Origin of the sequence: Chryseobacterium sp. PET-29, from assembly GCF_025736815.1 — a bacterium.
In the GTDB taxonomy this organism is placed as follows: domain Bacteria; phylum Bacteroidota; class Bacteroidia; order Flavobacteriales; family Weeksellaceae; genus Chryseobacterium; species Chryseobacterium nepalense.
In genome coordinates, this window is sequence record NZ_CP107053.1 from 1,472,953 (window position 1) to 1,499,088 (window position 26,136).

General features: G+C 37.0%; 22 protein-coding genes. 14 read left to right on the forward strand and 8 right to left on the reverse strand.

Annotation, left to right across the window (positions count from 1 at the left end):
- Window positions 1-57 precede the first annotated feature (57 nt).
- The 10 genes from ODE14_RS06360 to ODE14_RS06405 all read left to right on the forward strand — a co-directional run bounded on the left by ODE14_RS06360 (window position 58) and on the right by ODE14_RS06405 (window position 14,288).
- On the forward strand, window positions 58-603 hold the full coding sequence (locus ODE14_RS06360) for a peptidoglycan-binding protein LysM (protein WP_248392676.1): 546 nt from the start codon (window positions 58-60) through the stop codon (window positions 601-603).
- A gap of 207 nt (window positions 604-810) precedes the next feature.
- Window positions 811-1,356 (forward strand): peptidoglycan-binding protein LysM, encoded by a 546-nt coding sequence (locus ODE14_RS06365; protein WP_248392674.1) that lies wholly within the window; start codon window positions 811-813, stop codon window positions 1,354-1,356.
- Window positions 1,357-1,434: 78 nt separating this feature from the next.
- Complete coding sequence (locus ODE14_RS06370; protein ID WP_263603410.1) at window positions 1,435-2,232, forward strand: Fn3-like domain-containing protein; 798 nt, start codon at window positions 1,435-1,437, stop codon at window positions 2,230-2,232.
- 33 nt (window positions 2,233-2,265) lie between these two features.
- The gene (locus ODE14_RS06375) at window positions 2,266-5,046 is read left to right on the forward strand and encodes a hypothetical protein (RefSeq protein WP_263603411.1); all 2,781 of its coding nucleotides are present in this window, start codon (window positions 2,266-2,268) and stop codon (window positions 5,044-5,046) included.
- Between the two features lie 10 nt (window positions 5,047-5,056).
- The gene (locus ODE14_RS06380; protein WP_263603412.1) at window positions 5,057-6,493 is read left to right on the forward strand and encodes a hypothetical protein; all 1,437 of its coding nucleotides are present in this window, start codon (window positions 5,057-5,059) and stop codon (window positions 6,491-6,493) included.
- Window positions 6,494-6,766: 273 nt separating this feature from the next.
- On the forward strand, window positions 6,767-7,414 hold the full coding sequence (locus ODE14_RS06385; protein WP_248392658.1) for a response regulator transcription factor: 648 nt from the start codon (window positions 6,767-6,769) through the stop codon (window positions 7,412-7,414).
- A 685-nt stretch (window positions 7,415-8,099) separates the two neighbouring features.
- Window positions 8,100-9,755 (forward strand): hypothetical protein, encoded by a 1,656-nt coding sequence (locus ODE14_RS06390; protein ID WP_263603413.1) that lies wholly within the window; start codon window positions 8,100-8,102, stop codon window positions 9,753-9,755.
- A 91-nt stretch (window positions 9,756-9,846) separates the two neighbouring features.
- Window positions 9,847-10,884, forward strand: coding sequence for a hypothetical protein (locus tag ODE14_RS06395; RefSeq protein ID WP_263603414.1), 1,038 nt, complete (start codon window positions 9,847-9,849; stop codon window positions 10,882-10,884).
- A gap of 17 nt (window positions 10,885-10,901) precedes the next feature.
- Window positions 10,902-13,472, forward strand: a complete 2,571-nt coding sequence (locus ODE14_RS06400) for a phage tail tape measure protein (RefSeq protein ID WP_263603415.1) — start codon at window positions 10,902-10,904, stop codon at window positions 13,470-13,472.
- Window positions 13,473-13,526: 54 nt separating this feature from the next.
- Window positions 13,527-14,288, forward strand: a complete 762-nt coding sequence (locus ODE14_RS06405) for a hypothetical protein (RefSeq protein WP_263603416.1) — start codon at window positions 13,527-13,529, stop codon at window positions 14,286-14,288.
- A 733-nt stretch (window positions 14,289-15,021) separates the two neighbouring features.
- On the opposite strand, the gene ODE14_RS06410 is transcribed toward ODE14_RS06405, so the two are convergent.
- From ODE14_RS06410 to ODE14_RS06420, 3 genes are all read right to left on the reverse strand, one after another.
- Window positions 15,022-15,675, reverse strand: a complete 654-nt coding sequence (locus ODE14_RS06410) for a DUF1016 N-terminal domain-containing protein (RefSeq protein ID WP_263603417.1) — start codon at window positions 15,673-15,675, stop codon at window positions 15,022-15,024.
- On the reverse strand, window positions 15,648-15,950 hold the full coding sequence (locus tag ODE14_RS06415) for a hypothetical protein (protein ID WP_241613612.1): 303 nt from the start codon (window positions 15,948-15,950) through the stop codon (window positions 15,648-15,650). Before ODE14_RS06415 ends, ODE14_RS06410 begins: the two co-directional genes overlap by 28 nt.
- An 829-nt stretch (window positions 15,951-16,779) precedes the next feature.
- Entirely contained in the window at window positions 16,780-17,727 is a 948-nt protein-coding gene (locus ODE14_RS06420; protein WP_263603418.1) for a beta-1,6-N-acetylglucosaminyltransferase, read from the reverse strand.
- Between the two features lie 431 nt (window positions 17,728-18,158).
- On the opposite strand from ODE14_RS06420, the gene ODE14_RS06425 reads away from it, so the two are divergent.
- The 4 genes from ODE14_RS06425 (at window position 18,159) to ODE14_RS06440 (ending at window position 20,752) form a co-directional block, all read left to right on the forward strand.
- Window positions 18,159-18,353, forward strand: a complete 195-nt coding sequence (locus tag ODE14_RS06425) for a cold-shock protein (protein WP_241613616.1) — start codon at window positions 18,159-18,161, stop codon at window positions 18,351-18,353.
- A 116-nt stretch (window positions 18,354-18,469) separates the two neighbouring features.
- Window positions 18,470-18,928 (forward strand): MaoC family dehydratase, encoded by a 459-nt coding sequence (locus tag ODE14_RS06430; protein WP_241613618.1) that lies wholly within the window; start codon window positions 18,470-18,472, stop codon window positions 18,926-18,928.
- A 41-nt stretch (window positions 18,929-18,969) separates the two neighbouring features.
- A complete protein-coding gene (locus tag ODE14_RS06435; RefSeq protein ID WP_263603419.1) occupies window positions 18,970-20,061 on the forward strand; it encodes a calcium:proton antiporter in 1,092 nt (363 codons plus the stop codon).
- A 97-nt stretch (window positions 20,062-20,158) separates the two neighbouring features.
- Window positions 20,159-20,752 (forward strand): Crp/Fnr family transcriptional regulator, encoded by a 594-nt coding sequence (locus ODE14_RS06440; protein WP_263603420.1) that lies wholly within the window; start codon window positions 20,159-20,161, stop codon window positions 20,750-20,752.
- Window positions 20,753-20,785: 33 nt separating this feature from the next.
- Here ODE14_RS06440 and ODE14_RS06445 read toward each other — a convergent pair whose 3' ends face one another.
- From ODE14_RS06445 to ODE14_RS06465, 5 genes are all read right to left on the reverse strand, one after another.
- Window positions 20,786-21,148 carry a response regulator transcription factor gene (locus tag ODE14_RS06445; RefSeq protein ID WP_263603421.1) on the reverse strand — a complete coding sequence of 121 codons (363 nt, stop codon included), beginning with the start codon at window positions 21,146-21,148 and terminating at the stop codon, window positions 20,786-20,788.
- A 359-nt stretch (window positions 21,149-21,507) separates the two neighbouring features.
- A complete protein-coding gene (locus ODE14_RS06450; protein WP_263603422.1) occupies window positions 21,508-21,852 on the reverse strand; it encodes a two-component system response regulator in 345 nt (114 codons plus the stop codon).
- Window positions 21,853-22,520: 668 nt separating this feature from the next.
- Window positions 22,521-24,785, reverse strand: a complete 2,265-nt coding sequence (locus ODE14_RS06455; protein ID WP_263603423.1) for a glycosyltransferase — start codon at window positions 24,783-24,785, stop codon at window positions 22,521-22,523.
- Between the two features lie 37 nt (window positions 24,786-24,822).
- On the reverse strand, window positions 24,823-25,851 hold the full coding sequence (locus ODE14_RS06460; protein WP_263603424.1) for a pesticidal protein Cry7Aa: 1,029 nt from the start codon (window positions 25,849-25,851) through the stop codon (window positions 24,823-24,825).
- Complete coding sequence (locus ODE14_RS06465) at window positions 25,852-25,983, reverse strand: hypothetical protein (RefSeq protein WP_263603425.1); 132 nt, start codon at window positions 25,981-25,983, stop codon at window positions 25,852-25,854.
- Window positions 25,984-26,136: the final 153 nt, after the last annotated feature.

A 26,136-nucleotide genomic window follows, 5' to 3' on the forward strand; every position in this document is an offset into this window, starting at 1 on the left:
TTTGTAATGTTCAAAAGAGAACAATTAAACAAGAATAAAAAATAAAATAATATCATTATGAAAAAGCAAATTGCAATCGCAGCATTAACTATCGGAGCATTCGTATTAGGAACAAACACTATTCAGGCTCAAAACACTACCGCAACCACAACGGTAAACATTACCCTGAACGATGTGATCTCTATTGATGCGGGAAGTACTGCAATTAGTGGCGCAGTGGCCTTTAATTATGCTACTGCAGCGGATTATAACTCAGAAAAAACGGTAGCTCAAGCTAATGCTTTAAAAGTTACTTCAACTAAGAATTTTAATGTAAAAGTAAAAGCAGGAGGTGCTAATTTTATAAATGGAACCAACTTGATCCCCGTAGATGTTCTAACCATCAAAGCTTCTGCAGCTTCCGGAACCATGGGCGGTACAAAAAGCACTGTTGTTTTATCTGCAGCTGATCAAACTTTAGTGGCAAATGCTCCGCTTGGAAGCGCATTGACACTGAATCTGGATTACACTATTCCTGCCGCGAAATCATCTTCTTCTGATATTTTAGGGAAACCGGCCGGAACTTATACGCAAACAGTAACGTATACCGCGACAGCTTTATAATAAAAAACAAAAGGGAATTTTATATAAGCCTTCAACACTTTTAGTGTTGGGGCTTTTTCTTTTTAAAGCAATGAAATAAATACGTGTGGCGATTTCACTACACGAACTTCTATGTTCCACTACAGAGAAACTTTTTTTGCCGCTGTACATTTGTATTGTTCAAAAGAGAACAATTAAACAAGAATAAAAAATAAAAATAATATCATTATGAAAAAGCAAATTGCAATCGCAGCATTAACCATCGGAGCATTCGTATTAGGAACAAACACTATTCAGGCTCAAAACACTACCGCAACTACAACGGTAAACATTACCCTGAACGATGTGATCTCTATTGATGCGGGAAGTACTGCAATCGGGAATACGGTTGACTTTAACTATGCTACTGCAGCAGATTATAATTCTGATCAGACGATTACTAAAGCCAACTCTTTAAAAGTAACTTCAACTAAGAATTTTAATGTAAAAGTAAAAGCAGGAGGCGCTAATTTCATGAATGGAACCAACGTAATCCCTGTAAATGTTCTGACTATTAAAGCTGCAGCAGCTTCCGGAACCATGGGCGGTACAAAAAACGCTGTTGTTTTATCTGCAGCTGATCAAACTTTAGTGGCAAATGCTCCGCTTGGAAGCGCATTGACACTGAATCTGGATTACACCATTCCTGCCGCGAAATCATCTTCTTCTGATATTTTAGGTAAACCGGCCGGAACTTATACGCAAACAGTAACGTATACTGCGACTGCTTTATAAAATTTTTCAGTTTCTAAAGGTTCCTAAGATAAGTTTTCAGTAGTTTTGGGAATCTTTTATTTTTAAACAATTTACACCATGCACAAGTTTATTTACCTTTTCATTTTTATCTTCACAGGGTCCTCTTTACTTCTGGCACAAAGTATCTCTATGTCCCCTACCCGATTATTTTTCACCGGTAATCCAGGAGAAAAAGTGGCACAGACAGTCACGCTTCAAAACAGTTCGGATAAGGATTATGTTTTTAATCTCAACTATAAAGATTGGGTTAGAGAAGAAGATGGAAATAAGGTTTATCTTGATGCAGGCAGTTCAAAAACTTCCAATGCCTCTTGGGTATCCACTTTAGAAAATACTGTCACAGTTCCTGCAAGAAGTACAAAAGAGATCGTTGTAACCATGCAGATTCCGGCAAACGCATCAAAGTCTGCCGTTACAAACAGTATGTTATTTTTCACCCAACTTCCTCAACAGGCAGATCAGGCACGTGCTCAAAACGGGATTGGTGTTATCACATTGTTTGAGGTGGGACTTCACATATTTTATACTCCAATGGGAAACAATGTAAAAAGTTTGGATATAACCAATATTTCAGAGGTAAGCAAAGAGAATGCAGCAAACAGGAAAGTAGCAGTAAGTATTCATAATGATGGAAATACCATCAATGATGCTACCGTAGAGTTTGAACTGACCAATACAGACAATGGTAAGGAAATAAAATTACCCGCAATCTCCATCTCCATGCTTCCCGATACCAATCAGACCGTTCAATTTTCTTTACCGGAAAACATTTCAGGGAATTTCCTTGGCGTGGCTATTATCAAAATGGCAGGATCCAATGATTTACGCGTAGGCGAAAAAAACTTTAAATTTTAAAATTAAGTCTTGAACTCCCAAAATGGAATATCGATGTCAATCATAAAAAGAACAATCTTAGTTTTTGTATTTGTTCTTCTGCACTTTTCGCTGGCCTTTGCACAGGAAAAGAAGGATATCCAAATCCATTTTGAAAACGACAGCATGGCTGTTGAAAAAGGCTCTACTTTTACTAATTTTTTGGTCATTGATAATAAAAGTTCTGAAGAGATTACCATTCAGAATATCATACCTGATGAAAAATATCCGGGATTGCTTTTTTATCCAAAAAATGACTTTACTTTAGGAGCGGGTCAGTCTAAGAATTTTCCTGTGAAACTGATCGCCAACGTGGATTTTATGAAGCTGAGATCCAATAAAATCCAATTCCAGGTTTCGTATACAAGCCCAACAGTTACCAAAACTGAAAGCGCCTCGTTCTTCGTTAAAAAAGACGAGAATAAAAACATCGCAATTTATACGGCAGCATACGAAAATTTCATTAATCCTGCTGCGCCCGACTCTTCAATTCTGCTGACTGTAGAAAACCAAGGCTACAGTAAACAAACCGTTAAGATTGATTTGCAATCCATTCCTGATGGTTTGGAAATGATGCCTAAACAGCAAACCTTATCACTGGAAGGTTTAGAAAAACAAACGGTTGAGATCAAAATTGCGGTCCGAAAACAGAATACGCTTTTTCCAGAATTTAGTATTAATGCAATCGTTACAAACCTGCTTACTAATGAAATCGTGGGAAGCAACACGCTCCACTTAGTCATCTTATCAAACAACAGACAAATTGCCCGGGGAAATGAAGCAGCAAACGGAAGTAATTTTGCAGAAATTAGCTATAACGAAAACAGTTCTGGTTTTAATTTTCTTCAACTGAGAGGAAACACAGCGTTTCGGGTGACCGAAAATCTGAAATCGCGGTTCAATATCGGCGCAGATTACTATGTTGAAGACAGCCGTTATAACCTGTATGATACATGGCTGGAACTGGAGAGAAAAAATACGGCATTACGGGTGGGGAATGTTAATAGTACAGATTACGACTACCCGGTTTTCGGGAGAGGCGGGAAACTTTCTACTAAATTTGGTAAAAATAACCAGATTGAAATTCTTGCGCTGGAAAATAATTATAACCTGTATGGTACTTATTTTCAGCAAACAGAAGGATCTACCATGGCGGGTGCCAAATATAACTTTGGGAATACTAAAACCTTTAATGGAAAAGTATCTTATATATTCGACCATGATCCTCGCTTTAATATCGATACCCAGGTGGCAAACGCGGTAACATCATTTATAATTAATGATAAACACACCATCCGCACAGAAGCTGGCCTGAGCCACGAAAAAGGCCTTTTAAATAAAGATGAAAATGCAGGAGCTTCAGTAGGAGCCAATTATGAGGGAAAAATAGGAACATGGGACCTACAGTCTGTTAATTCCTTTGCCACCAAAAGTTATGCAGGAATCAAACGGGGATCTTTTTTCTCAAATCAGCGTATTGGCCACCAATTTTCTGCTTTTCAGCGCGCTTTTATACAATATCAGAATTCGCAGATAGACCCCGAGTTCCTTAGTTTCCAGAGTGCACCTATCCAACTTGGGAATACCGCCAACTTGCGTTATTATTTTAATAGTACGGAATCTTTGGGATCAGGATATCAGTTTTCTGTAAAACATTGGAATTTTCTACTGTCTCCAAAGGTGGAGAGACAAAAAACAGCCAATTTTTATACATCACGGGAACTTTTTTCTTACCGGCTAGAGGCCAATATCAGCACTACATTGGGTGCCCACGGATTAAACTGGACGGCGGAATATTCTTATTCAAAAGAAAACAATAGGGCCGATTGGTTCAACAGTCTGAAAACAACTTTGTCTTACAGATATAAATCCTTCTCCCTCAGCGGAACAGCCCAATGGAATGCAACCAATGTTTTTGATTTAAATTCTTTTGACGGTGCAGACCGTAATTTCGCCAACTACAATGTATATGCCTCGTATAATTTCCAGATGCTTAATAATAATCTGATTGGATCTTTTTCAGCCGGAACTTCTTATTCGGAACTTTATAAAAATCTAAACAACAATATAACCGGTAATCTGGAATATAAGATTTCTCCTTCCTGGTCTACCACAGGTTATTTTAATTTTTCCGGTTATAAATCTACGGCTTCTTATGCAAGCAGCGGCAGTTATTACCAGTTCAGAGTAGGGATTAAAAAATATTTTGCTGCAGCTACGGCCCTTGGAAACCATAAAGTGACGTTCCAGTTATTTGAAGATAAAAATTCCAATGGACTTCTGGAGGCAGGTGAACAGATCCTAGCCAATGAAATAGTGAAACTGGACAATTTTGTTGCAATGACCGATAAGAACGGAAAAGTAGTTTTCCAGAATGTGCCTGAAGGTATGTATACCCTGAAGGTGAACGAAAGTGCAGGTGCCCGGTTGATGATGGATCCTATGATTATGGTAAATTGCAATATCAACCGCAAAGTAGGCTTGGTGAAAAACATCAGGGTAAGTGGGAAATTAACAGAAATCAAACAAGCTTATGATAATTTGGAAACCGATGTAACCGGAATTGTGGTGTATGCAAAAAGTGAAAATGGTATGATTTATACCGCCGTAGTTAATCAAAAAAATGAGTTTGAGTTTTTCCTTAAAGACGGGAAATATGACCTCTACATTGAAAATGACAAATACAGCTATACACAACCCACCCAAACCATTCAGGTGACAAAAGAAGGTTATTCAAAAGCTGTGGTTTTTGAATATAAGAAGAAAGACACCACCATTAAGGTGAAAAAGTTTTAAATTTAAAGGTATGAAAAAGATGAGGACTTTTTTAATAGGAATTTTTACAGTGTTATGCGGATTAACAGTAGCCAAAGCACAGGATGTGTACCTGTCGATTCCGGAAAATAATATTTTTAACAGAAGTGAATTCACTTCCTTACCTACAAGGGTAATGGTAAACGCCAACAGAACAAACTGGGATTATGTCTTTTTTGGACTTGCACCAATAGCTCCTACTTTTACTTCCGTGTCCGGACCTGCTTTTACTCACTCATCTTCTTCATTTACTTTACCCAGCTCTACGCTTCTGTGGCAGTTGGAAAGCATGGGCGGACAGCTGCCATCTACCGGATTTTCGGGTTCCTTGCCCGGTTTTCAGTCGTTCAGTACAAGCGCCGTAAGATGGTTTGAACCGCCCGGATCCATTATTTTTGGAGGAGGGTTCAACAAGGGAAACATCAATTTTACGTTTAAAATCCCTGGCGCACAGTTTGCTGCCAATGCCTACCGGGCTGGGAATTACTCCATGGATATCCTTCAGAATTACAATGATTTCACGCCTCGTAATTTTAAAACGATTTTAGTCATTCCTGCATCCGTCAGGTGGCTCACAACATCTTTAACAAAATATATAGAAATATCTTCTTTGAATGATTACCGGATTACGGGCACGCGGGTGTTCAGTTTGGATAATGCGGAAATCGCGCATACGGTTGATTTTAATTTATGGGCGAAAACTGCCGCCACAAATATTCAGTTCACATCTTCTAAAGGAGTTCCGGGAACAAGAAGTATAGCAAGCATTAAATTGGGCAGTAATGGATCTGCACTCACAACCAAAGCCTTATCTGCCAATTTTCAGAATTTTTCCGCTGCTAATTTCAGTGTTGTAGCAGGAAACAGAAACAGCTTCACGCCAGAGCTTTATGTATCTGCTGAAGATTTTAGGAACTTTTTTTTTGAAGCCGGAACTTATACTTTTGAGTTGAACTTCAATGCTGCAAGTACCGATAATTCGATTAACAGTTTGCAAAATACCGCTGTTCAGTTAAAGGTGCTTCCCCGCTCAGAGATCACCATCCCCACTTCCGGGCGTAATGTAAACTTCAATTTTAATACAGCTGCCCATTACACGAATGGTCAGTCACAGACGATTCCAAGCCAGATTATATTGTCCAATAATGAAAGTTTTGAACTGTATGTAAAATCGGATGAAAATTATTTTAAGAAAGGCGGTCTCCAGACCGACATCAATTCCAACATATTACAAATTGGGATAGATGGAAGTTCTGTAAATGCGGCCTTATCGAAAACTCCCCAAAAAATACTTTTTAACGGAACACCGGTTTTGGACCGGGAACTGAACGTAACATACACCATACTCCCTTCAGGTGCTCAAAGTTTGGTAGGAAAGGAAAATACCACCTACTCCATCAATGTTTATTATAGCTTTACGGCAATTTAACAATACTCCTAAAAATCAGAGAAAGAGTTCGTTACTAATATCGTGATTCAAGCAAAAAAACAACAGCTGATAATTATGATGCGCTGTTTGAAATATCCGACGATTTGTTAGCCGTTCTGTCTTTAGAAGTAAATTTGTAAAACTAAATCCGACTTTTCGAGTGAATTAAGTTTGAAAATTGTAAAAATTTTATATCCTTAATGCGCAGAAACATGGTATCATTTCATCTGAAAGTAATAGAACTGTTTCCCTTTTTTTATCTAAATTTACGGCATGAAGGATTCAAAATTAAATGTTCGTATTGTTGTAGCAGATGATCATGGTATTGTCCGGATGGGTCTGGTACAAACAGTCAAACGACTCAAGCCCGATGCCCTGATTTCAGAAGTAGAGGATTATAAATCGCTGTATAAGATAATTCTTAAAGAAGAATTTGATTTGGCCATTATGGACGTTAATATGCCTAATGGCACTGTCCAGGAAGCAATACATTACATAAAAATTCATAAACCTGAATTAAAAATTTTAATATTTTCTTCTCAAGATGAAGAGCTGTATGCAATGCGTTACCTAAAGATGGGTGCCGGTGGCTACCTGAGTAAGCAAAGCTCCCCTGAAGTAGTTAAGGATGCTGTGACGGCAATGCTTGATAAGGGCAGATATTTCAGTGATAATGTAAAAGAAGCAATGTTTTTAGAATCACTAACCGGCGCCACAAAAGATTCTCCTTTTGAAGCGTTATCAGACCGCGAACTGCAAATTGCCAATAAGCTTGCAGAAGGTCTTCCTCTCAAAGAAATTTCTAATCAGCTGAATATCCATTCTTCAACGGTCAGCACTTACAAAAACAGGCTGTTTGAGAAGCTGAAAATCCGATCCGTACCCGAATTGGTAGAAATTCTTAGGCTTTATAATAAGTAAACATTAGATTATTCCACGGTATGTCATTTTCCAGAAAGATTTATTATGATAAACTGACCTATCAACCGGAAGAAAGAGCACCTTTTTACAGATGCCGTTCATAATCACTACGCATCGCTATTTCCTGAAGATAATTAGTGCCATCCGATAAAATAAGGGCCTTTTTAAGGCCCAAGATTCTTCATTCCGCAATCTCCATATAACCAAATTCAAAATAGGTGATCCGGTATACTGAAATGATTTTGATCTGATTGTTTCACATTAAATTCTAATTTTTTTCCCCGCAAAAGCATCGTTCCCAGACACTCTGAAAACTCAGGAGTATTGATTCCCCGATTTTGACTGCTCATAAAAATAGTCTTTAACTGTTCCTATCGGATAATGAGTAGTTACTAAGAGGAAATCCAGGACCATATAATATGTATCCTCAGCTATTAAAGCAATTATTTTAATTGTGATATCTCTGATAAGATTTTTTGTCAGATTGGAACATATTGTTAAGGTGCTATGAGAAATTAATCAATTTGTATAGTAGTTGATAACTTCATGATAGTGAATAAATACTTACTGGATTGTAAATCAGTATAAATACTACTTTATAAATGAGGTAATACTACTGAAAAATAAAATATCCTGTTCCCGTAATTTTAATCCATAATAATATTTAATCCAAATCATTTTAATCATGAGCACTAATAACCCAACCGTTCAAATTACAAACAATTCAACCATTCCGGTTGATATTTATGATGTTTTCAATCCGGGTACAACCGGACAAACAGTTCCTTATACCTATACGAAATTAGGCACTATTCCCGCAGGAAGCACCAGTACGATCCAGACTATCCGTGCAGCATCACAATTACAGGCAATGTACACGGGAACCATTGATCAGCTGAGCAGTCTGTATTTCTACCAGTTTCCGGTTAAAGTAATGGCAGCCGTTCAGTTTTCATTCGATAATCCGCCGCCTTTGGTTTTTACCATTACGGCTGACGATCAGAATGCCATGATCCAGTCTTTCCTTTTTCACCGCTATGCGATGGCCAACCCGAATTCGGCGCTGACAAAGAATTTATATGCCGCTTTGAAGGGCGGAAGTACAGCTTCGGTAAACAGCTTTTTTGCTTCCACACAAAACTTTAAAGCGTGTACTTTAAGTTCATGGAACGCAGTAATGAGCTGGTTACAGATGTTTACCTCAGGCTGGCAGGGACCTTTCTATATGTATGAACAGGCTCCGAATCCGGCACCGACCGGATATATCCCGGTTTTGGTGGGAACAATCAACATTCTTTCAACAGCCTCTGAAAATTCGGCTACTTTGAAATTGTGCACCCAGGATGCCAGTGGAAATCCTGTGTATGCAGAAAATTCACAACCTACTTCCCTCATTATGAACGGAGACGGTACCATAGGCGACAGTAATCCCGGAAATGATGTTTCAGTAAACCTGACGCCCGTCTGGATGAATGTCATTCAGACCTCCATGCAAAATGGTCAGCCCGTTTCCACTTACCTGGCGGGTCCTACATTAACGGGAACCATCGCCAATAAAACGGTTGTTTCTTCGCAGACAGCCCGGCAGATTCCGGGCAAACCGGCAGATAAAAACAAACAAAGTTCATTTGATTCAACTTTCGGAAAAATCTGTCAGGGCGTCGGGCTTTTGGTAGGACTGTTGATGCTGGGAGAATTTGCTAAAAAAATGTTTGATAGTGCTAAGGAAAAATTAGCATCGGCAAAAGAAAAAGCAACCTCAGAAAATGAATATGAAAATGAAGAAAATGAAATTGAAAATACTCCGGATGAGAACATTGTTAATGAAGTCAGCCAACAAGAAGAAACATTTAATTCTGATGCCTCTTCCGTAGCAGATTCTTATTCTGATATTTCAGAATCTATGCAGAAAGACGTCATGACACAAACCATGGAAGATACGATGTCCGATATCAATAATGAAATAACTGAGCAGGTAGAAAACGGATTTACCCCTACAGAGGAATATGAATCTGCAGTTTCAGATTTACAAAACTCTTTTAAAGATGCCAGCGCCCAGATTGAGGAAGGAAATTTTTCCGATGCCAGCAAGGAACTCTCATCAGCCGCCAGCAATATGGAAGAGACGATTTCTCAAAGTGAAAGCAGCATGCAGGAGTGGGAAACACAATCTTTACAGGATTCGGCTGATGCGGTAAATGATGCTGCAGAAGCTTCAGATGCACTTGACACGGCACAGGAAGATTATGAAAATGATATGAACGATGAGGAGAATGATTCGGGCTACGATGCAGATGAGGATTCGGAATGGCCTGAAGCAGAAGAAATGGCCGAACTGTAAAATCAGGAACCTGTAAGAAAATATAAGAATATATCCATATCTCGTAAAACAGGTTCCTAATACAATAATAATTAATTTAAAAAATAAAAAAATGATTATATCATGGAATACAGATCCTTCCAAGGGTACCTTTGCACCCGGAAGTACAAAATATTCTTCTTATTACCAATATGATACGGTATCACATAAATTTGTAAGAATTCGATTAGAGCTTGGCAGAACCGAAAGTAACGGTGAAACGATGATAATTTACGATAACGACCGTGCTGTAGGTTTTTCAGATATTGACTTTATTGAAGAAGAACAGGAATATCCGGATTCAGATTTTTCAATTGATGAAGCTACAGGAGAAGTACTCTTAAGAGGTGTCCCGCTTTCTCAAACTCCGCAACCGGGATATAATGTTGTGGATATGTCTCCGGGTGACACCGTACCCCATTTCGGAAACAGTGTCTCAAACTCAGCTGACACACATTTTCCGGAAGGAATTCAAAACAAACATCTGGGAGTGCTTGCTAATGAAGCCATTTTGGGAGAAAAAGGAATTCCCCTGACCTCGTCTGCAGCTTCCGGCGCTGAATTGTCTGCCGTACTCAAAGGTCAGGTTGCAAAAGTAGTGGGAAAACCCTTCAATGAGATTACCAATGAGGATCTTTTGAAAACTTTACAAAGACAGGTCGCTCAGATTAAACAAAATGAAATACTTCCGTCAAAAGAAAATATAAACTCAAGCTTAGAAGAAGCCGACGCACTTATTGATTCGATCAAAGAACAGATTACAGATGAAGGAATGGTGCCCACGGAAGAGTTCAGCAAAAGTTATTCAAATTTTATCGAAAAATATATGAATGCAAATGCTGCTGTAGAAAGCGGTATCGCAGTAAAATCCGCGATGGAAGAATTTCAGGCTGCCAAAAATCAGCTAATGAACGAATCAAAAACCATTGAGGCAGCGTATTACAATAATCTGGAGACTCAGTTAAATAATACCAATACAGCTGTCGATGCTGCAGTTGCAGATGCCACGACATGGGAAAATATTGATCTGGAGTATGAAAATCTGGAAAAAGCAAATTCAATAGAAGAATACGAAGCGGAGATTGGTGTTGAAGAAACAGAAGTATTATAATCCTAAAATATAAATCAATGAGCACTACATATCCATCTGTGACGATCAAAAATGATCTGTCGGCAAGTATTCAGATTTTTGATGCTTTTCAAAATAACGAAGATGATAAAAGTCTAGCCAACTTTTTCGGAACACTTACACCGCTGGTTACCGTACCGGCAGGTGGCAGCCAGGAGTTTACGCCGATTCATGGACCCATCTCAACATTTATTGTTTTTGATGATCAGAATAATCCCCTTACCCGTTTTTTCACATTAGGCACTCAGCCGGCTTCCTTCGAAGTACAGCAAAGCGATGTGGATACGATGAACACCACGGAAGCATTTATTAAACTAATGCAGGATCAGCCGGATAATCCGGAAGTCGTGCAGTTTCAGGCACTCATAAAAAACGGAAAGGCAACTGCAGCACAGGTAAACCAGTTTTTCCAGTCAACCACGGATTATAAAACAGTTACCTTTGTCACTTATATGCTGGCTGTGGTGGCATTGGCCCGAACCCCGCAGACTCAAAAATCACCACCTCAGGATCAGGCGTACAGCCTCAGTACATTAGTCAATTATTTTGGTTTCAGCTGGCCTTCTTCCATTCCGGATGTTACCATCTCTCACTTTAACTGCAACGAAACAGATACTGCAATATTTATCGGAGGCGAATTAAACATTACGGATGTTACCTTCGATTCCGGTGTATTGGGAATCATTCAGTCTTTTATCGGAAATCCGACTATTGATTTCGGAGTTGAATTTGTTTATAACGACGGATTGGCAACCGGTATGACTTGTTTGAAATTCAGTATGGATGAAGTGAAAATTCCGATTGGAGGAGGAAATACTTTTGATATTGACAAGCCTACCATGTTGCTGTCGCTAAATCCGCTTTTCAAGTTTGTAGTTTTTGAAATTAAGGCAACCATTCCGTTTAATCTGTTTGGAAGTCCGGAAATTGATGCAGATATTGCCATGACTATTGATAATATTGAGGCCGAAATCGGGGTAAATCTGAGAGGCAATACCACAAGTTTGCTTACTCCGCCGGGAATTAAAGGATTACATTTCGATTCATTCGGCGTAGGACTCGGTGTAATTTTTGAACCCCCAGGCTTTGCCATCGGACTGGAAGGTACATTCCATATCGGAGACCAGGGGCAGGTACCCTTAACGGATGATAATTTTGCAGTCGTTTGCGAAATGGAAGAAGAAATCCCAAATCCTTTGTATATCGCATTTTATGTACCTAAACTGGATTTTAATGAAATTATAACATTATTCACCAATACATCATACAATATCGATCTTCCGGTTTCCTTCACAGATCTTTCATTCAGATGGGCTGAAAACCCTATGGAACCTGTTGTCCTGCCCGATGGCTCACTTGCGCCGATGGGATACGGATTCAATGCAGTGATGGATCTGTTCGGGTTACAGTTTTACGGATATCTTCAGATTGATCTTAACACAGGGGTTCATGGTACGATCACTATGGCACCGCTGAATTTCGGAAATATCCTGAGCATTACAGGAGACGGAAAGGGAGCATCAATTAAAGTAGATCAAAACGGCAATCCGATTCCGATTAATGCAGTACCGAAAACAAAACTGGACCAGCAGACTATTAAAAATGCAACAGATAAAACAGTTGTATCTGCGGGCGGACCGGAAATGAGTGTCAGCACATCTTCTTCTCCGTATTTTACACTGGACGCAGCTGCAAGTCTTTTCGGATTGGTGAATGATAAAATAGATGCTGTCATCGCTAATGACGGAATAAGTTTTGAGATGGATTACGGCGCGATACTTGAAACTAAAATGGCCTGCAAACTGTCTGATTATCATAATTTTTCAGGAGTCTTTTCTTACGGATTGGATTTTGATGTTTCATTACCGTCCATTGCAGGTTTCTCTTTAGGATCCATTCATTTGGATGCGGGCTGCGCAGTAAGTGTAGTTCTGAATACCTCGGCTTCTGAAATCTCATTTCAGGTATCAGGAGGATTTAATTTTGAAGGTTTAAATCTGAATTTCGGACCGTTTGAGGCAGACCTTAATATTTCCAGTATTTCGGGATTATTAAGCGCTATTGAAACCTATATTGTCCAAAATGCGTCATCAATCTTCCAGGATATCATCAATGATGCCGAAAAATGGGCCGGATATGTTAAAAATGCTATAGTAAATGGTGTTTCAGATGTTGCCCAGGGATTAAAACAGGCTTACAATAAAACAGCGGCAGAAACAGCGAATATCATGAATTCTGTAGGATACAGTGCCTCTACTATTGCAAGTGACATAGGCAATGCATTCTCCTATTCTGCGACAGAGGTCGCTCAGGCGATGGAAGAAGGATATGGTGCTACCAGCCAGGTAGTAGCGGAGGCATTCCAGGAAATTGGCATTGGAGCACAGGACACGGCACAGGCGCTGAATACGGTTTTTGGACTGGCCCCAGATGCGGTGCGTGATATTATGCTGGGGGTAGGATATGCAGATGATGCCATAAAATCTGCGTTTGAATCCATTGGAGGGGCTTTTGCTTCTGCAGCATCCAGCATCTGGCATGCCGTTTCACATTGGGATCACTGGTCATAAGATAAACATTCAGAGACTGTCTCTACCAGGCAGTCTCTTTTATTCCGTTGAATTATGAAAAACACGTATAAACTGCTCAGAACCTTACATCGCAAAGACATAAAACAACTGATGGAATGGTCAGTACAATTCAGCAGAGATGAGTTTATCTCACGTTATAAACCAACAATATACCTTTATCCGGACCGCCAAAAAGAAACTTTTCGAGAATTGAGTAATTTATTAAGATTTGTTGGTACATCAGAAAATTTAGTAAAAATTCAGGAAGAAAGCATTCTTAAATCAATGTACCAAGGAATTCGAATCCCTGAGTCAGATGATGATTATAAGTGCTTATATATCCATGAAGAAGGTTATTCTTATATTCACTCCTATCGCTGGAAAGACAAAGAAAATTTTGACAGATGTTATTATCGATTTGGCTTAAATGATACTACAAAACAAAATATGAACTTTATACATCCTGAATTGACAGAGTTCTGTGATGTATTGAAAAATGGAAAGGCATACAATCGCTTGTTCGGAAACTGGATACAGGAAAATCAAGGGAATATCCGTGAGATTTATCTCTCGTTTCCATCAAAGCCGAAATTAAAATGGATGTTGGATAGTTTACAATCAATACTTAAAGATGAAGTCTATAAACAATTACTTCAATTTAAAGATCTACCTATTAAAAATATTGGCTTTGACTCAGTAATGGAAAAAAATCCTAAAGTAACATTGTACTTTTCTATACTTTTATCGGATTATTTTCCTACAAACCACACTCAATTAGTCCAACTGACTCATGACTATAATCTAAACATGAGATAAAAATCATTTGTTTTCGTATTGTAAAACTAATGATACTTATTTACAAGCGCTTTTATTTACAAAGCTTTTCCCATATTTTGGCTAGCTACAATTAAATTGATAGGTTTTCCGGAAATCCGGTAACCTCTTTTATCATTTCGGAGAGGACATTCAAAAGTCATATAAATCGTGGCTTATTTTGGTTTTTTTGTGCCTGCACTAAAACAAAAAACGCTGTAAACATTGATGTTACAGCGTTTTAGCTTATTTTGGTTTCTAACCTGGCGGAGAGTGAGGGATTTTGTGCCCTTTTCCCATCGCTTTATGGATAAGATTTTCGCTGTGGCATCTCTGTGAATGGCCTCAAATAGGACATTTGCAAAAAAGTGGTAAAATCCTAATTTAAATTTTACGTAGTAAAGCTAAAAATTTCTGCTCAAATCTGCAAGTAAAAAGGCCAAAATTTGAACAAGTTTTTTAGAGTTTAATCCTTCTATTTGGCCTGAAATTTCTCAGTTGAAATATTTCTAAAAGAAAACGAAGAAAAACCGAAAAAAAGAAAAAAAAGAAAGCCTTTTGAAAATGAGCGTGACATTCTGTCAAGGTTTTTTGGAAAAAGTTTTTTATAGATTTTCATACGTAAAAAAAGTTTTTCTGAAAATCCGGAGGGCTTGACCTTGACAGAATTTAGCTATTGGACTTAGTAGCGAATTACCTTTGGTTTCTTTTTTTTTATTTTAATTTGTAGTTGTAATTAGTTCATTCTTTCTTTTACAAAACTAGAAACGGTTAATCTATGCACACCTAAAATCCTACCTATTGCAGAATATGAAACTTTTTTTTCAATTAATTCTTGAATCTTCTTTTCCTGACCAGTTAATTTTGTCTTAGAGGGTTTACTACCCATGGGACGGCCTAAAATTACACCTTCTGCTCTTTTTCGAGTTAATGCTTCTTTAGTTCTCTGGGATATAATCTTTCTTTCAATTTCGGCTGATAAACCAAATACAAATGCCAACACTTTAGAATTAATATCACTTCCTAAGCGATAATTGTCCTTAATGGTCCAAACTTGAATGTCACGATTCATATATTCATTAAGTACACCCCCAATCAGTGACTGGGGGATTCTGCCTTGAAATGTTAAATAAAATTTTCTGAAATATTCTAGATTGGACATAGAATATCCTCTTCCAAATTCTTTCGTTAATTGTTTACTGAGCTTTTTAAGTATTTCCTTAGCATATTCCGCTCTACCTCCGCCATTTTTTTCGTCCTCAACAATTATTCTACCTATTTCAAAATAGGTTAACAACATTGTAGTGTTGATATTGCGGACAATATTATTTTTAGCATTTTCAATCAAGTGCTTAATGGATTTTAAAAGAGTGGATGATAATTGATGCATGTATTTTGAAATATCATTGCTTCTTCTTCAGCATTTCTTCGATGTCTTTGTAATTGTAATATGGTGTCCCCGTCCGCACGAGTGTACGATAAGCTTCCATTGGTACGGAGTTTCTGCAATGTTACAGTAGAAATTTTAAAAAGTTCTTTCATTTCACCAGAAAGTAACCATAATTTTTCTTCCTTATTTATAATGTGAAACAAAATCTTGATTTCATTAAATAATTCAGCTTTAAATTCTTCTAGGTCTTCAATTGTGACAATATTTACTTTCATAGCAATTGTTTAATATAGTAATTCATTAAATATTGTTATTTGATCTATCGTAGTTAAAATTGAGTTCAAATATTGCTTAAATGTACTGTAAAACAGTAGGGTATAATTTTCTTGATATTAGATGAAAGTGTATTTTACAATCAGGCATTACCTGAAGAATTTATAGTAGCACTCTGTTTTAGAAAATTTTATTTAACAGTTTTATTATTTTGTGATTGCTACTAAGTACAGTATAATTAAAAAAATCTCTTCAAAGGCCATTAACGAGCTTATCTTCAAACACTTTTATCGACGATTTGTTTCGTTTGAGCCAAATCAAGCAAGAATTGTAAAATTTATTTTAATCAAATAATTTCTCTTAATATATGTTTAACGCAATTTAATTTTAAAAATTAATAAGAACAAGTATTGGAACGGTAAGTACATCACTGGCTTTACTTGTCTACCTATAAATGAATAAATATTAAAACATTTGTTGAAAGATCTGATGATCTGTAAATAATTTTTGAATTAATTAATCCTATCCTGCAAGCTCCACAGATCTACTCAAATCATTTATTACAGGATATAGATATATACTGAAGGTACTAAATGACATTAAATTTATATTTCAATGTAAAAAATCGTTTATGCGGTAATTTCCGTGTAAATAAAAATATATAATAATATCTTTTAAATAGGTTGTTAAATTTGGATAATATTTTGGAGATTTAATAAATATTTAAATTATATTTTATCACAACGATATCTAGAAGAGAATGCAATGAACACACAGTATTTTATCTTTACTGAGGTGATGGAATACTAGATGGTTACTTGTAAGTACATACTAATTACTGCCGGGTAGATCTCTTTTCAACTCTCTTTCAATTTCATCGATTTCCGGTAGCGGGATGTCATAACCAGTAGCCACACATTCGATTATTCGGTCGTCAGTCAGATCACCAAACTTATTGATGAAAAGGCTGTTACTCTCTTTCAGAAATTTCAGAAAACGGTTGTAATAATTATCTTTGCCTATTAACGGAGGATTAATGGTTGCTCTTTTGTCATCATTAACGATAATATCATTAAAATCGGTATTCATCAGAACGGTCTGAAAAAAAGATTCAGCAGGAAGCAGGGTGTGTAAGTAATAATCTTCAAAATCCATCACTTTCTCATTGTTAGATAAGAAAGAGCATGTTTCCCGGGTAAAAATAAACCATTTCCCGCCTATGTAGGGAATGACGCCCCTCATAAAGTCTCTTTTATAGATAAGTGAGGAAATCCTGTGGGTCAATTCTGTAAAGTGATTCTGGATCCTTTGCAATGTGTCGGGTCTGTAAAACTTCTGATCATAATAAAAGATGTAATTTCTTCCCGCATTGACCGTCAGAAATTGCCTGATAATTTGCTGGGACCTCAATGGGAGGTCTTCGCCACTTAGATTGATCAGATAGTCCCAATGCTTGCTGGCATTGAGTAAGAATTCCATGGCGTTAAGCTCAGCCTGAATCATGCTGAATCCCCCTGAGACGATATTCATACTTTCCAGAATGTAGACATTCGGATATTGAACAACATAATCCTGGATCACTTCCGTTGTTTCGGCACTGGCTTTCCGGTCAATGTGTATCAGGTAGAATTGGTCACGGGTATATATTTTTTCAAGCAAGGTCTTGAAGGCCTCGGGTCGCTGATGTACCATTATAAAATAAGCGATACGAACCTGTAGTACGGAATATCTTTCTTTGGTCTGAGGAAGGGTCTGGGATATAGTTGAATTGCTCTGCATATTTACGGAATTTAGATCATCCGCACTGTGCAAATAATTCTTCTGTGTGCGTAATGTACGAATAAAATAATGATAATCAATTATTTATATTTTTTAATTTTGAGGAATATTCATGTACATTTGCAAAGTATTCATAAAGAAAGGTTCCTGCCTTTGCTTAACCGGTTCCATGACACGGACCGGTCTGCTTCTCCAGTTTCCCATTTATAGATCCGATTTTTTAATGATATTGAGAACAGTGATTCCTTTGATCTTAAAAAATGATGTGATATTGCAGGCCAGGATAGTATTCAGACTATCGGTGAGCTGTGCAAAGTATGATAGATATATCGTGTAACATTACATTTTGTCCTCTCTATCAAAATTTTCAACAAAAAATGAAATCTGTAAAGTGTACAGATCTTATTATATTAATTTTTAATTTTATTACAATGCAAAAAGGCACCGTAAAATTTTTCAACGAGGCAAAAGGCTTCGGTTTCATCGCACCATCAGAAGGTGGCGCAGATATATTTGTACATACTTCAGGACTTGATTCACGAGGCATCCGTGAGAATGACGAGGTTGTTTTCAATGTACAGAAAGGAGAGAGAGGTTTAAGCGCTATCAACGTTAAACTGGCATAATCTGAGCAATATAGTAATTTACTGTTAGTTATATTACCGGCCTCCGCATATTGCGAGAGGCTTTTTATCTTTTTTCGACTACAATCTTTAGTATTCAATTTATAATTAAAAACATCATGCGGATCATCAATAATTTTCAAGAATATAAGTTACTGGAAGGAATCCTTGTGGGAAGTTCACCCTGGCACACGATTGACCAGAAGCAGATCGACCGATTTGCCAAAGCTACCTTAGACCACCAGTGGATACACATTAACGAGGAGAGGGCAGCAAATGAAAGTCCTTACGGATCAACCATTGCCCACGGATATCTGACGCTTTCATTGATTCCTTATTTGTGGAAACAAATAGCATCGGTGCAGAATGTAAGCGTTGAGGTCAACTATGGGATCGAAGACCTGAGATTCGGAGTACCTGTGAAAGTAAATTCCAGAGTATCATTACAGGCAACGATCAGATCGGTCAAAGATCTGCGAGGAATGGTCAAAGTAATTGTCGGTGCCACACTTGTCGTTGAGAATGAATCAAGGCCTGCTTATACGGGTGATGTTGTATTTCTTTATCAATTCAAATAGAAATTTTACATTATTAAGGAATTTAGATTGACCATTATTTTATGAAACAAATTAAATATTTGCACTACTGGACGATTGTCATACCGATTTTATCCTGGCTCTTCTATTTTGGTAGCTTCTTCTTTTCGTCAGGCTATTATTCGATCCTGCTTACGGTCCTTCTGCTGGGAAGCGTGATCACTGCCGTCTACCATTCTGAAGTATTGGCGCACCGGTTGGGCGAGCCTTTCGGCACGCTGCTTCTCGCCTTTGCGATCACTGTCATAGAGGTGGGATTGATCATATCCATTATGCTAGGTGCCAAAGGTCTGGAAACCATTACCCTGGCAAGGGATACGGTGTTTGCGGCTGTAATGCTCATACTAAATGGCATTATCGGGATTTGCATCGTCATAGGATCACTGCGATACAGGGAGCAGGCATTTACCTTAAAAGGTGTGAGCACGGCCTTAATTACCTTGACCGCGGTGGTAGTGTTTGTCTTGATCCTGCCCAATTACACTGTGAGTCACGGCGGTGGAGAATATACCTCTTTTCAGCTGCTGTTTATTGCAGTAATATGTCTCTTCCTATATTTGGGATTTACCATGGTGCAGACGATCAGGCATCGTAGTTTTTTCCGGTCGCCACAGAAAGATGGTACTGTTCAGAATAATGATGCTGAAATTAAAGTTAGCAACAAAAGAAGCTACATTAGTGTTTTAATGCTTCTTGTCAGTCTGGGCATTGTCGTGATGATGGCCAAGCTTCTTTCAAAGGATGTCGAGTATCTTGTGAAGGCAGTTGGTGCGCCAAGATCTGTGGTTGGGATCATTATTGCCGGGATAGTTTTACTGCCTGAAGCTCTTGCAGCCGTGAGAGCAGCCAGAAATGATGAGATACAGACTTCTCTTAATCTGGCATTCGGCTCTGCTTTGGCCAGCATCGGACTCAGCATTCCTGCCATCGCTATTATTTCGGTCATTAGTGGTATCAGGATGACCTTAGGAATTGACATTAAGTCGACAGTATTGCTGGGACTCTCCCTCTTTATCATTACGGTTTCCCTGGCTACAGGAAAAACCAACATCATGCAGGGCGTTGTACTGGTCGGCATCTTTATGATTTACCTTTTCACATCGATTGTCCCTTAAAACCAATAGTTATGTTTATAAAATTTCTTTTATGACAACAGTCATAAAGTAAAAAGTTAGTATTAATTACCTTCATCATGAAATAAAAAGCAGAAAAATGATAGATGAAAAATATTTAAGATGTCATGGTGCAGTAGAAAAGAAATTTACTGCAGGTTCTTGCATCTTTAGTCACGGGACCATTCAAAACCATTATTACCAGATCATTGACGGTATTGTCAAACTTTCCAATACAGGTTATGATGCCAAAGATATGACCTTTCAATTGTTAAGAAATAGAGAACATATCAGTCTGTATTCTGTGTTTGTTGAGATGCCTTCACTTCATCATGCCGTAGCACTTACCGACTGCCGAATACTTGTCATGCAAAAGGATAACTTTAATCAGATGATCGGGCGGAACAAAGTTTTAATGTTAATGGTTCTGAAAGAGCTTTCAAGTGATTTTTATTATCAGCCGCTTAAGGGCTGCTGTTATATCACGGATAGTGCAGAAAACAAGATTGAGCACCTGTTTCACAGCCTAAAGTATGATGAAACAGATCAGGAGTTATTGTCTTTTGTGATCAAGATGAGTTTACAGCAAATCTCTTATATAGCAAATTTGTCAATTAAGACCGTTCGATCAGCCATTGAGAATTTGGAAGACCAAGGCTTAATTAAGATTGTTAAAGGTAAAATATTTTTCTAAGTAAATCGGATTGGAACGCATTGTGAAGACTTTTTACATTTTGCCTATCAAACCTGATACCGTTGCCACCATAGTATCAAGATCGAAAGGTTTAGAAATAAATTCATCATACTGACAGCAATCCTGTAATTCAAGTGTTTTGGCATGGGCGCTCATCATAAGTACAGGGATTTTGGATGTTTCTGCATTATTTTTCAAATCGTTGCAGACAGCAATACCTGAGCCATCCGGAAGCCGGATGTCAAGCAGATACAGGTCGATATTACTGCCGATATTCATTTTATTGAATTCCCGGATACTTGAACTGGATATTATCTTGTAACCTTCCATATTGAAAAGCACTTCCAGCAATTCGCGGATGCTGTCTTCATCTTCTAATATAAATATTGTCTTCATAATTTTGAATCTTACGCAACGGACTATTTATATTAGCCAGATAAAAATGGCATGCTGCGGGATAAGTTAAGCAAATACTATGCGACAAATATTTATTATAAATATAATTTTAGTAACGGTGAAAGTAAAAGGAATCTACGTAGCGTTTTAACGTCTTTGTTTAAAGATAATATTATTTAAGAATGGTAATGCTTACTTTAAAGTTGACAGATCTGTTGTGACGGATTACTGTAATTAATATCTATTACCTCAAATCAGGATTATGCTCATTCTGGCTAATTTTCTAACTAATGTTAATATGCCTGAAGCTGAGATATAATCTTTCGGCAGCAAATCTAAATCAAAAAGCACCTTGAGTTTTACGTATTCTTTTTAACGACATCTACCAGATGATCAATGTCAAAAGGTTTTTCAATATAGTCATCAGCTTTGCATTGTTCTGCTTTTTTAGATAATTCGGTCGAGGTGGAAGTCAGTAAGGCTGACAAGTCTTCGGTGGCAGGATCAGACTTTAGGTCTTGAATCACGTCAGTTCCTCTTTTATCTCCTTTAATAAATTCGTCAACAATAACAACATCAGGATTGATATCATCAATCTCATCAATGGGATCGGTGTTTAATGATGGTGTTACATCATATCCTTCATTGCTCAAGATGTGATCCATAAGTTCCAATATATATTCATCATCCTGGATAAGCACCACTTTTTTCTCCATAAGTCACTAATTTTCACGTAAATGTACAAAAAAATAATCGAAATCAGTGTCCTTAAAAATGTCTGTCACTAAAGAAGTGATATGTCATTATAACTTGACTATGTTTATTTGGCTATTCGATAAATTCAGGAATTTAACATTCAAATTGTCTTCAGATTGGTACGATCTATTGTAAAATAATTTTTCCATGTTGGAATTTTATGCGCTATACTTACTGATGTAATTTGGATGCGCAAAAATTTGCGATAAAAATGAGTTATATTCGTTAAACTAATCTTAATCACATCGTTTATATGAAAGTTATATACGTAAAACAGGAGTTGCTAACTTTAATATAATAAACTTCTTATCCTTTTTTTACTTTTAAAATCAAAAAAATGAACTAAAAATATACAAATGGAGTATTTTTAAGTAGTAACTTTGATAGTGTAAGTTTGAGATCAAAATTTAAAATTAATTAGAAAGAGAAAAATTGCACTACTTGTCTTAAATGGCGCCGTTTGGCTGGTTGTGACTTTGACGAGCATATCTTCAAACACTTTTATAGGTGATTTGGTTCAATTAAGTCAAATTAAACAGGAATTCCAAAGCTCATCTTTATCAAGTGTTTTTTTATAGTTGAAGTTTCTGTCAACCTAAAAAATTGATATCTCTAATTACTCAAAACAAAGCCTTGCCAGCAGATAACTAACTGTAGATTCTGCACCCTGGTTAAGATTTACATTTTTTTCCTCAAGCCCATCATAGCAACCTCCTGTTGCAGGGTTATAAACGATTTGATTCAAATGATTTTTTCCTAAAAACCAGTTGAATGAGTTATTCATCATTTGTAAATATTTTTCATCATGGAAAACTTTGTAAAATGCAGATAGTGCCAAAACCGTATAGGCGACATCAATAGGCTGTTCTCCACCAATTGGAGTGTTATTTTCAGTTTTTTCTTTTTGCATCCAGCCTTTGTTTGATATTACTTTTATATTATCGTCAATCATAATTTTAGATAACAAAAACTGGAAAGATTCTTCCGCAATTTGTTTGTAAAGCTCATCTTTGGTTGAAATCCACGCACAGAGTAAAGCTTCCGGTAATACGCTGTTTCCGTAAGTCAGATAATTCTCATACCAATGCCAATCGTCTTTTGCTTCGTGTTGATACATCTTCACTAAACGATTCGCAAATTGTTTTAACAATGGAAGGTTTTTTTCTGAGTTTTGATAATGCAATCCTTTAATAATAAAAGCCATTGCTCTTGTAGAATGGATTTTTTCTGCCCAGATAAGATTTTTTTGAATGATTTTCTCTGCAGTTTCAGAAAACTCCTGTGGTAAAATTTGTTTTAATGAAATTAAATAACCTAAAGCCCAGATTGCTCTTCCGTTGGAATCATCCAGATTAGTTTCGTAGTTCTGCTGTGTAAACTGTTTGTGCTCGTCAACGTAATTCAAGAAACTTCCGTCATTATGCTGGCAAAATTTAATAAAGTTTAAATAAATTGAAATCAATTCCAGATCTGCTTTGTCTTTACTGATTTGAAAATGCCTGCAAATAGCAATCATCGCCCGTGCATTATCATCCAGCGTATATCCGGAATTAATATCTGGTTTACTGATCTTTGAAAACTGAATCATCCCGAAATCGGTTGTCATATTTTGAATATGCCCAAGATTGATTTCCGGTATAGTATAATTGAGTTCTATTTTATTATTTCTAAATTTCTGAAATAACAAAGCATGTAAAATAGATGAATTTTCCCACGCTGTCGGAGCCATTTTTTCGAGTGATTTTGAACGTAATTCCTCCCGTTTGCTTTCATTTTCTAATAATGTGTTTACAGCAACAGACAACTGCTCCGGAGCTTCAAAATCAATAATAATTCCCGTGTCTTCCTTTAAAACTTCCAAAGCATGTGGAATTGGAGTAGAGACAATGGCACATCCGCTGCTGATCGCATAGGAAAATGTACCGCTTACTGCCTGATTTCTGTCTTTTGACGTGAAAAGATAAACATCGGTAAGCTGAAGATATTCTAGTAATTCCGGGAGTGGCAGATAATCATTGATAAAGCGGATGTTGTTTTCCAGATGAAGTTTACAGGTGAGATCTTCCAAAAAACCACGGTATTTTTCGCCTTCGTGCCTTACTATTGCAGGATGTGTTTTGCCCAGAATTAAAAAAATAACATCAGGATTTTTAGCAATGATTTCCGGCAAGGCTTTCAGTGTAGTTTCAATATTTTTTCCGGAACCTAATAATCCGAAAGTAGAAAGAACTTTTTTATTTTTAAGATTATACTTTTCTTTCAACGCAATTTTGTCTGTGAATGGCAGAAGATGCGTGCCGTGAGGGATTACCGTAATTTTATCGGAAGGAATTTCATAATCATTCGAGAGAATGTCTGCAGAAATACTAGTCATTACAACAAGAGATTTTGCAAAATCGGCAATTTCTTTCACCTTTTCCTTTAGCTCTTTATCAGGTTTTGGCAAAACAGTGTGAAAAGTGATGATAACATCTTTTTTTAAGTTCTTAAGAAAAAGAAACAAACCATTTCGGGTTTCATTAAAAAAGCCGAATTCGTGCTGGAGCATTACCAACTCAATTGTGTCGTTTTTATTGATCTTTGCAGCCAATTCCAAATAAGAAACGGCTTCTGAAATATTTAATTTGTACTCGGTATATTGGTTATACTCATAGTTTTCCTCTTCTGTTTCTATCGGGCAAATCATCGCATTGAAAGATTCTCCGAATTTCGAATGAAGAGATTTTATAAGATCCTGTGTATAAGTGGCAATTCCGCATACCTTCGGAGGAAAAGTGCTTACAAAGACAATGTTGGTTTTATTATAGATTTCGTGTTTTTTGTCATTATAAGTTTGTCTAATTGCTTTATCCTCCACGTCTGAATTAATATTTTTATTCATTTTTAATTTCTTTTAACCGTATTCTGCCTAATCATCTTTATACAGCGTACATCATTAACTCTTTCAATAGTTTTGAAATATTGAGTGATGCAACAGCTATCCTTTCGTCTGCAGCTCCATAATAGATATACAGTCTGCCATTCTCTACAATGGTTCCTGTCGGGAAACACACATTGTTGACTTCACCCTTCAGTTCCCATTCTTCTTCGGGTTTGAAAAGCGGATAGGGAAGTCGGGAAATTTCTTTTTCCGGGTTTTCAAGATCCAATAAAGCTGCACAGGCGTTGTAAACATAACCATTAATGGTATCATAAACACCGTGATAAATCATTAGCCAGCCGTATTCTGTTTCTATTGGCGGACACCCGCCTCCGATATAACTTGATTCGTGATCATATTTCGGAGATAAAAGAATGTGAGCTTTAAAATGTGAAAAGTAATCCTGCCAGAAATCAGAATTCAGATCTTCGATATTTTTTACGCTGACGATCTGAATTTCAGGTCTTATCCTGTGAATGAAATAAAATTTATCGTTTATTTTTCTGGGGAAGAAAATCAGATTTTTATCCCATAAAAAGATGGGGTCACTGTCAGTATGATTGATTTGAAATTCATTGTATCTTCTATACTTATCCGGGATTAAACCCTCTGATTCCGATAAAAGCTTAAACTCTTTATAAGAAATTTTCGGAACAATAATTTTTTTGTTTTTAAAGTATTTAAGATCGTTTGAAGTCGTTAATGTTCCTAAGGCATTGATGCCGTCATAACTGGTGTAAGTAAGATAAAATACGTCATCTATTTTTACAATTCGGGGATCTTCTACACCGTGTTTTTCATATTCAGATTCAGGAACAATGATGGGTGAATCTGACCGTTTTTCTACCGTAAGCGGATCTGACAATACACAATGCCCGACAGTTGAGAAATTACCTTTGGCCACGGCGCGATAAAACAAATGTATTTTGCCATTTTCTTTAATGACGGCAGGATTCAGAACTCCTTCGTTTTCAAAACTTAAATTGGTTTTTCTGAGTATAATTCCTTCTTTTTTTATTTCTACCATTTAGGTTGTTGCGTTGCGACTTTCATTTTCTTTGTCTTTCCTTTTGTTTTGTTTGTCTTCCCGCTTCTCTTTTAGTGATTTGGCAGCAGGTGTTTTATCTGTTTTTTTCTTTGTATCCTTTTCTTTTGACATTTTAAAATATTTTTATTGTATGTAAAGGTCATCCATTAAAAAAAGAAAGGTTTGTAATAGTCTTTCAATTTGTTACATAAATCATAGATATTAAAATTTAAAGGACTAACTTTGAAAGAGTGGCTGTTAACATATAGATTGACAAACTCTAAA

What these genes read in the sequence shown, in the direction of transcription:
- ODE14_RS06360 (WP_248392676.1), top strand. Translation starts at nt 58, where the DNA reads ATGAAAAAGCAAATTGCAATCGCAGCATTAACTATCGGAGCATTCGTA.
- ODE14_RS06365 (WP_248392674.1), top strand. Translation starts at nt 811, where the DNA reads ATGAAAAAGCAAATTGCAATCGCAGCATTAACCATCGGAGCATTCGTA.
- ODE14_RS06370 (WP_263603410.1), top strand. Translation starts at nt 1,435, where the DNA reads ATGCACAAGTTTATTTACCTTTTCATTTTTATCTTCACAGGGTCCTCT.
- ODE14_RS06375 (WP_263603411.1), top strand. Translation starts at nt 2,266, where the DNA reads ATGTCAATCATAAAAAGAACAATCTTAGTTTTTGTATTTGTTCTTCTG.
- ODE14_RS06380 (WP_263603412.1), top strand. Translation starts at nt 5,057, where the DNA reads ATGAAAAAGATGAGGACTTTTTTAATAGGAATTTTTACAGTGTTATGC.
- ODE14_RS06385 (WP_248392658.1), top strand. Translation starts at nt 6,767, where the DNA reads ATGAAGGATTCAAAATTAAATGTTCGTATTGTTGTAGCAGATGATCAT.
- ODE14_RS06390 (WP_263603413.1), top strand. Translation starts at nt 8,100, where the DNA reads ATGAGCACTAATAACCCAACCGTTCAAATTACAAACAATTCAACCATT.
- ODE14_RS06395 (WP_263603414.1), top strand. Translation starts at nt 9,847, where the DNA reads ATGATTATATCATGGAATACAGATCCTTCCAAGGGTACCTTTGCACCC.
- ODE14_RS06400 (WP_263603415.1), top strand. Translation starts at nt 10,902, where the DNA reads ATGAGCACTACATATCCATCTGTGACGATCAAAAATGATCTGTCGGCA.
- ODE14_RS06405 (WP_263603416.1), top strand. Translation starts at nt 13,527, where the DNA reads ATGAAAAACACGTATAAACTGCTCAGAACCTTACATCGCAAAGACATA.
- ODE14_RS06410 (WP_263603417.1), bottom strand. Translation starts at nt 15,675, where the DNA reads ATGCATCAATTATCATCCACTCTTTTAAAATCCATTAAGCACTTGATT.
- ODE14_RS06415 (WP_241613612.1), bottom strand. Translation starts at nt 15,950, where the DNA reads ATGAAAGTAAATATTGTCACAATTGAAGACCTAGAAGAATTTAAAGCT.
- ODE14_RS06420 (WP_263603418.1), bottom strand. Translation starts at nt 17,727, where the DNA reads ATGCAGAGCAATTCAACTATATCCCAGACCCTTCCTCAGACCAAAGAA.
- ODE14_RS06425 (WP_241613616.1), top strand. Translation starts at nt 18,159, where the DNA reads ATGCAAAAAGGCACCGTAAAATTTTTCAACGAGGCAAAAGGCTTCGGT.
- ODE14_RS06430 (WP_241613618.1), top strand. Translation starts at nt 18,470, where the DNA reads ATGCGGATCATCAATAATTTTCAAGAATATAAGTTACTGGAAGGAATC.
- ODE14_RS06435 (WP_263603419.1), top strand. Translation starts at nt 18,970, where the DNA reads ATGAAACAAATTAAATATTTGCACTACTGGACGATTGTCATACCGATT.
- ODE14_RS06440 (WP_263603420.1), top strand. Translation starts at nt 20,159, where the DNA reads ATGATAGATGAAAAATATTTAAGATGTCATGGTGCAGTAGAAAAGAAA.
- ODE14_RS06445 (WP_263603421.1), bottom strand. Translation starts at nt 21,148, where the DNA reads ATGAAGACAATATTTATATTAGAAGATGAAGACAGCATCCGCGAATTG.
- ODE14_RS06455 (WP_263603423.1), bottom strand. Translation starts at nt 24,785, where the DNA reads ATGAATAAAAATATTAATTCAGACGTGGAGGATAAAGCAATTAGACAA.
- ODE14_RS06460 (WP_263603424.1), bottom strand. Translation starts at nt 25,851, where the DNA reads ATGGTAGAAATAAAAAAAGAAGGAATTATACTCAGAAAAACCAATTTA.
- ODE14_RS06465 (WP_263603425.1), bottom strand. Translation starts at nt 25,983, where the DNA reads ATGTCAAAAGAAAAGGATACAAAGAAAAAAACAGATAAAACACCTGCT.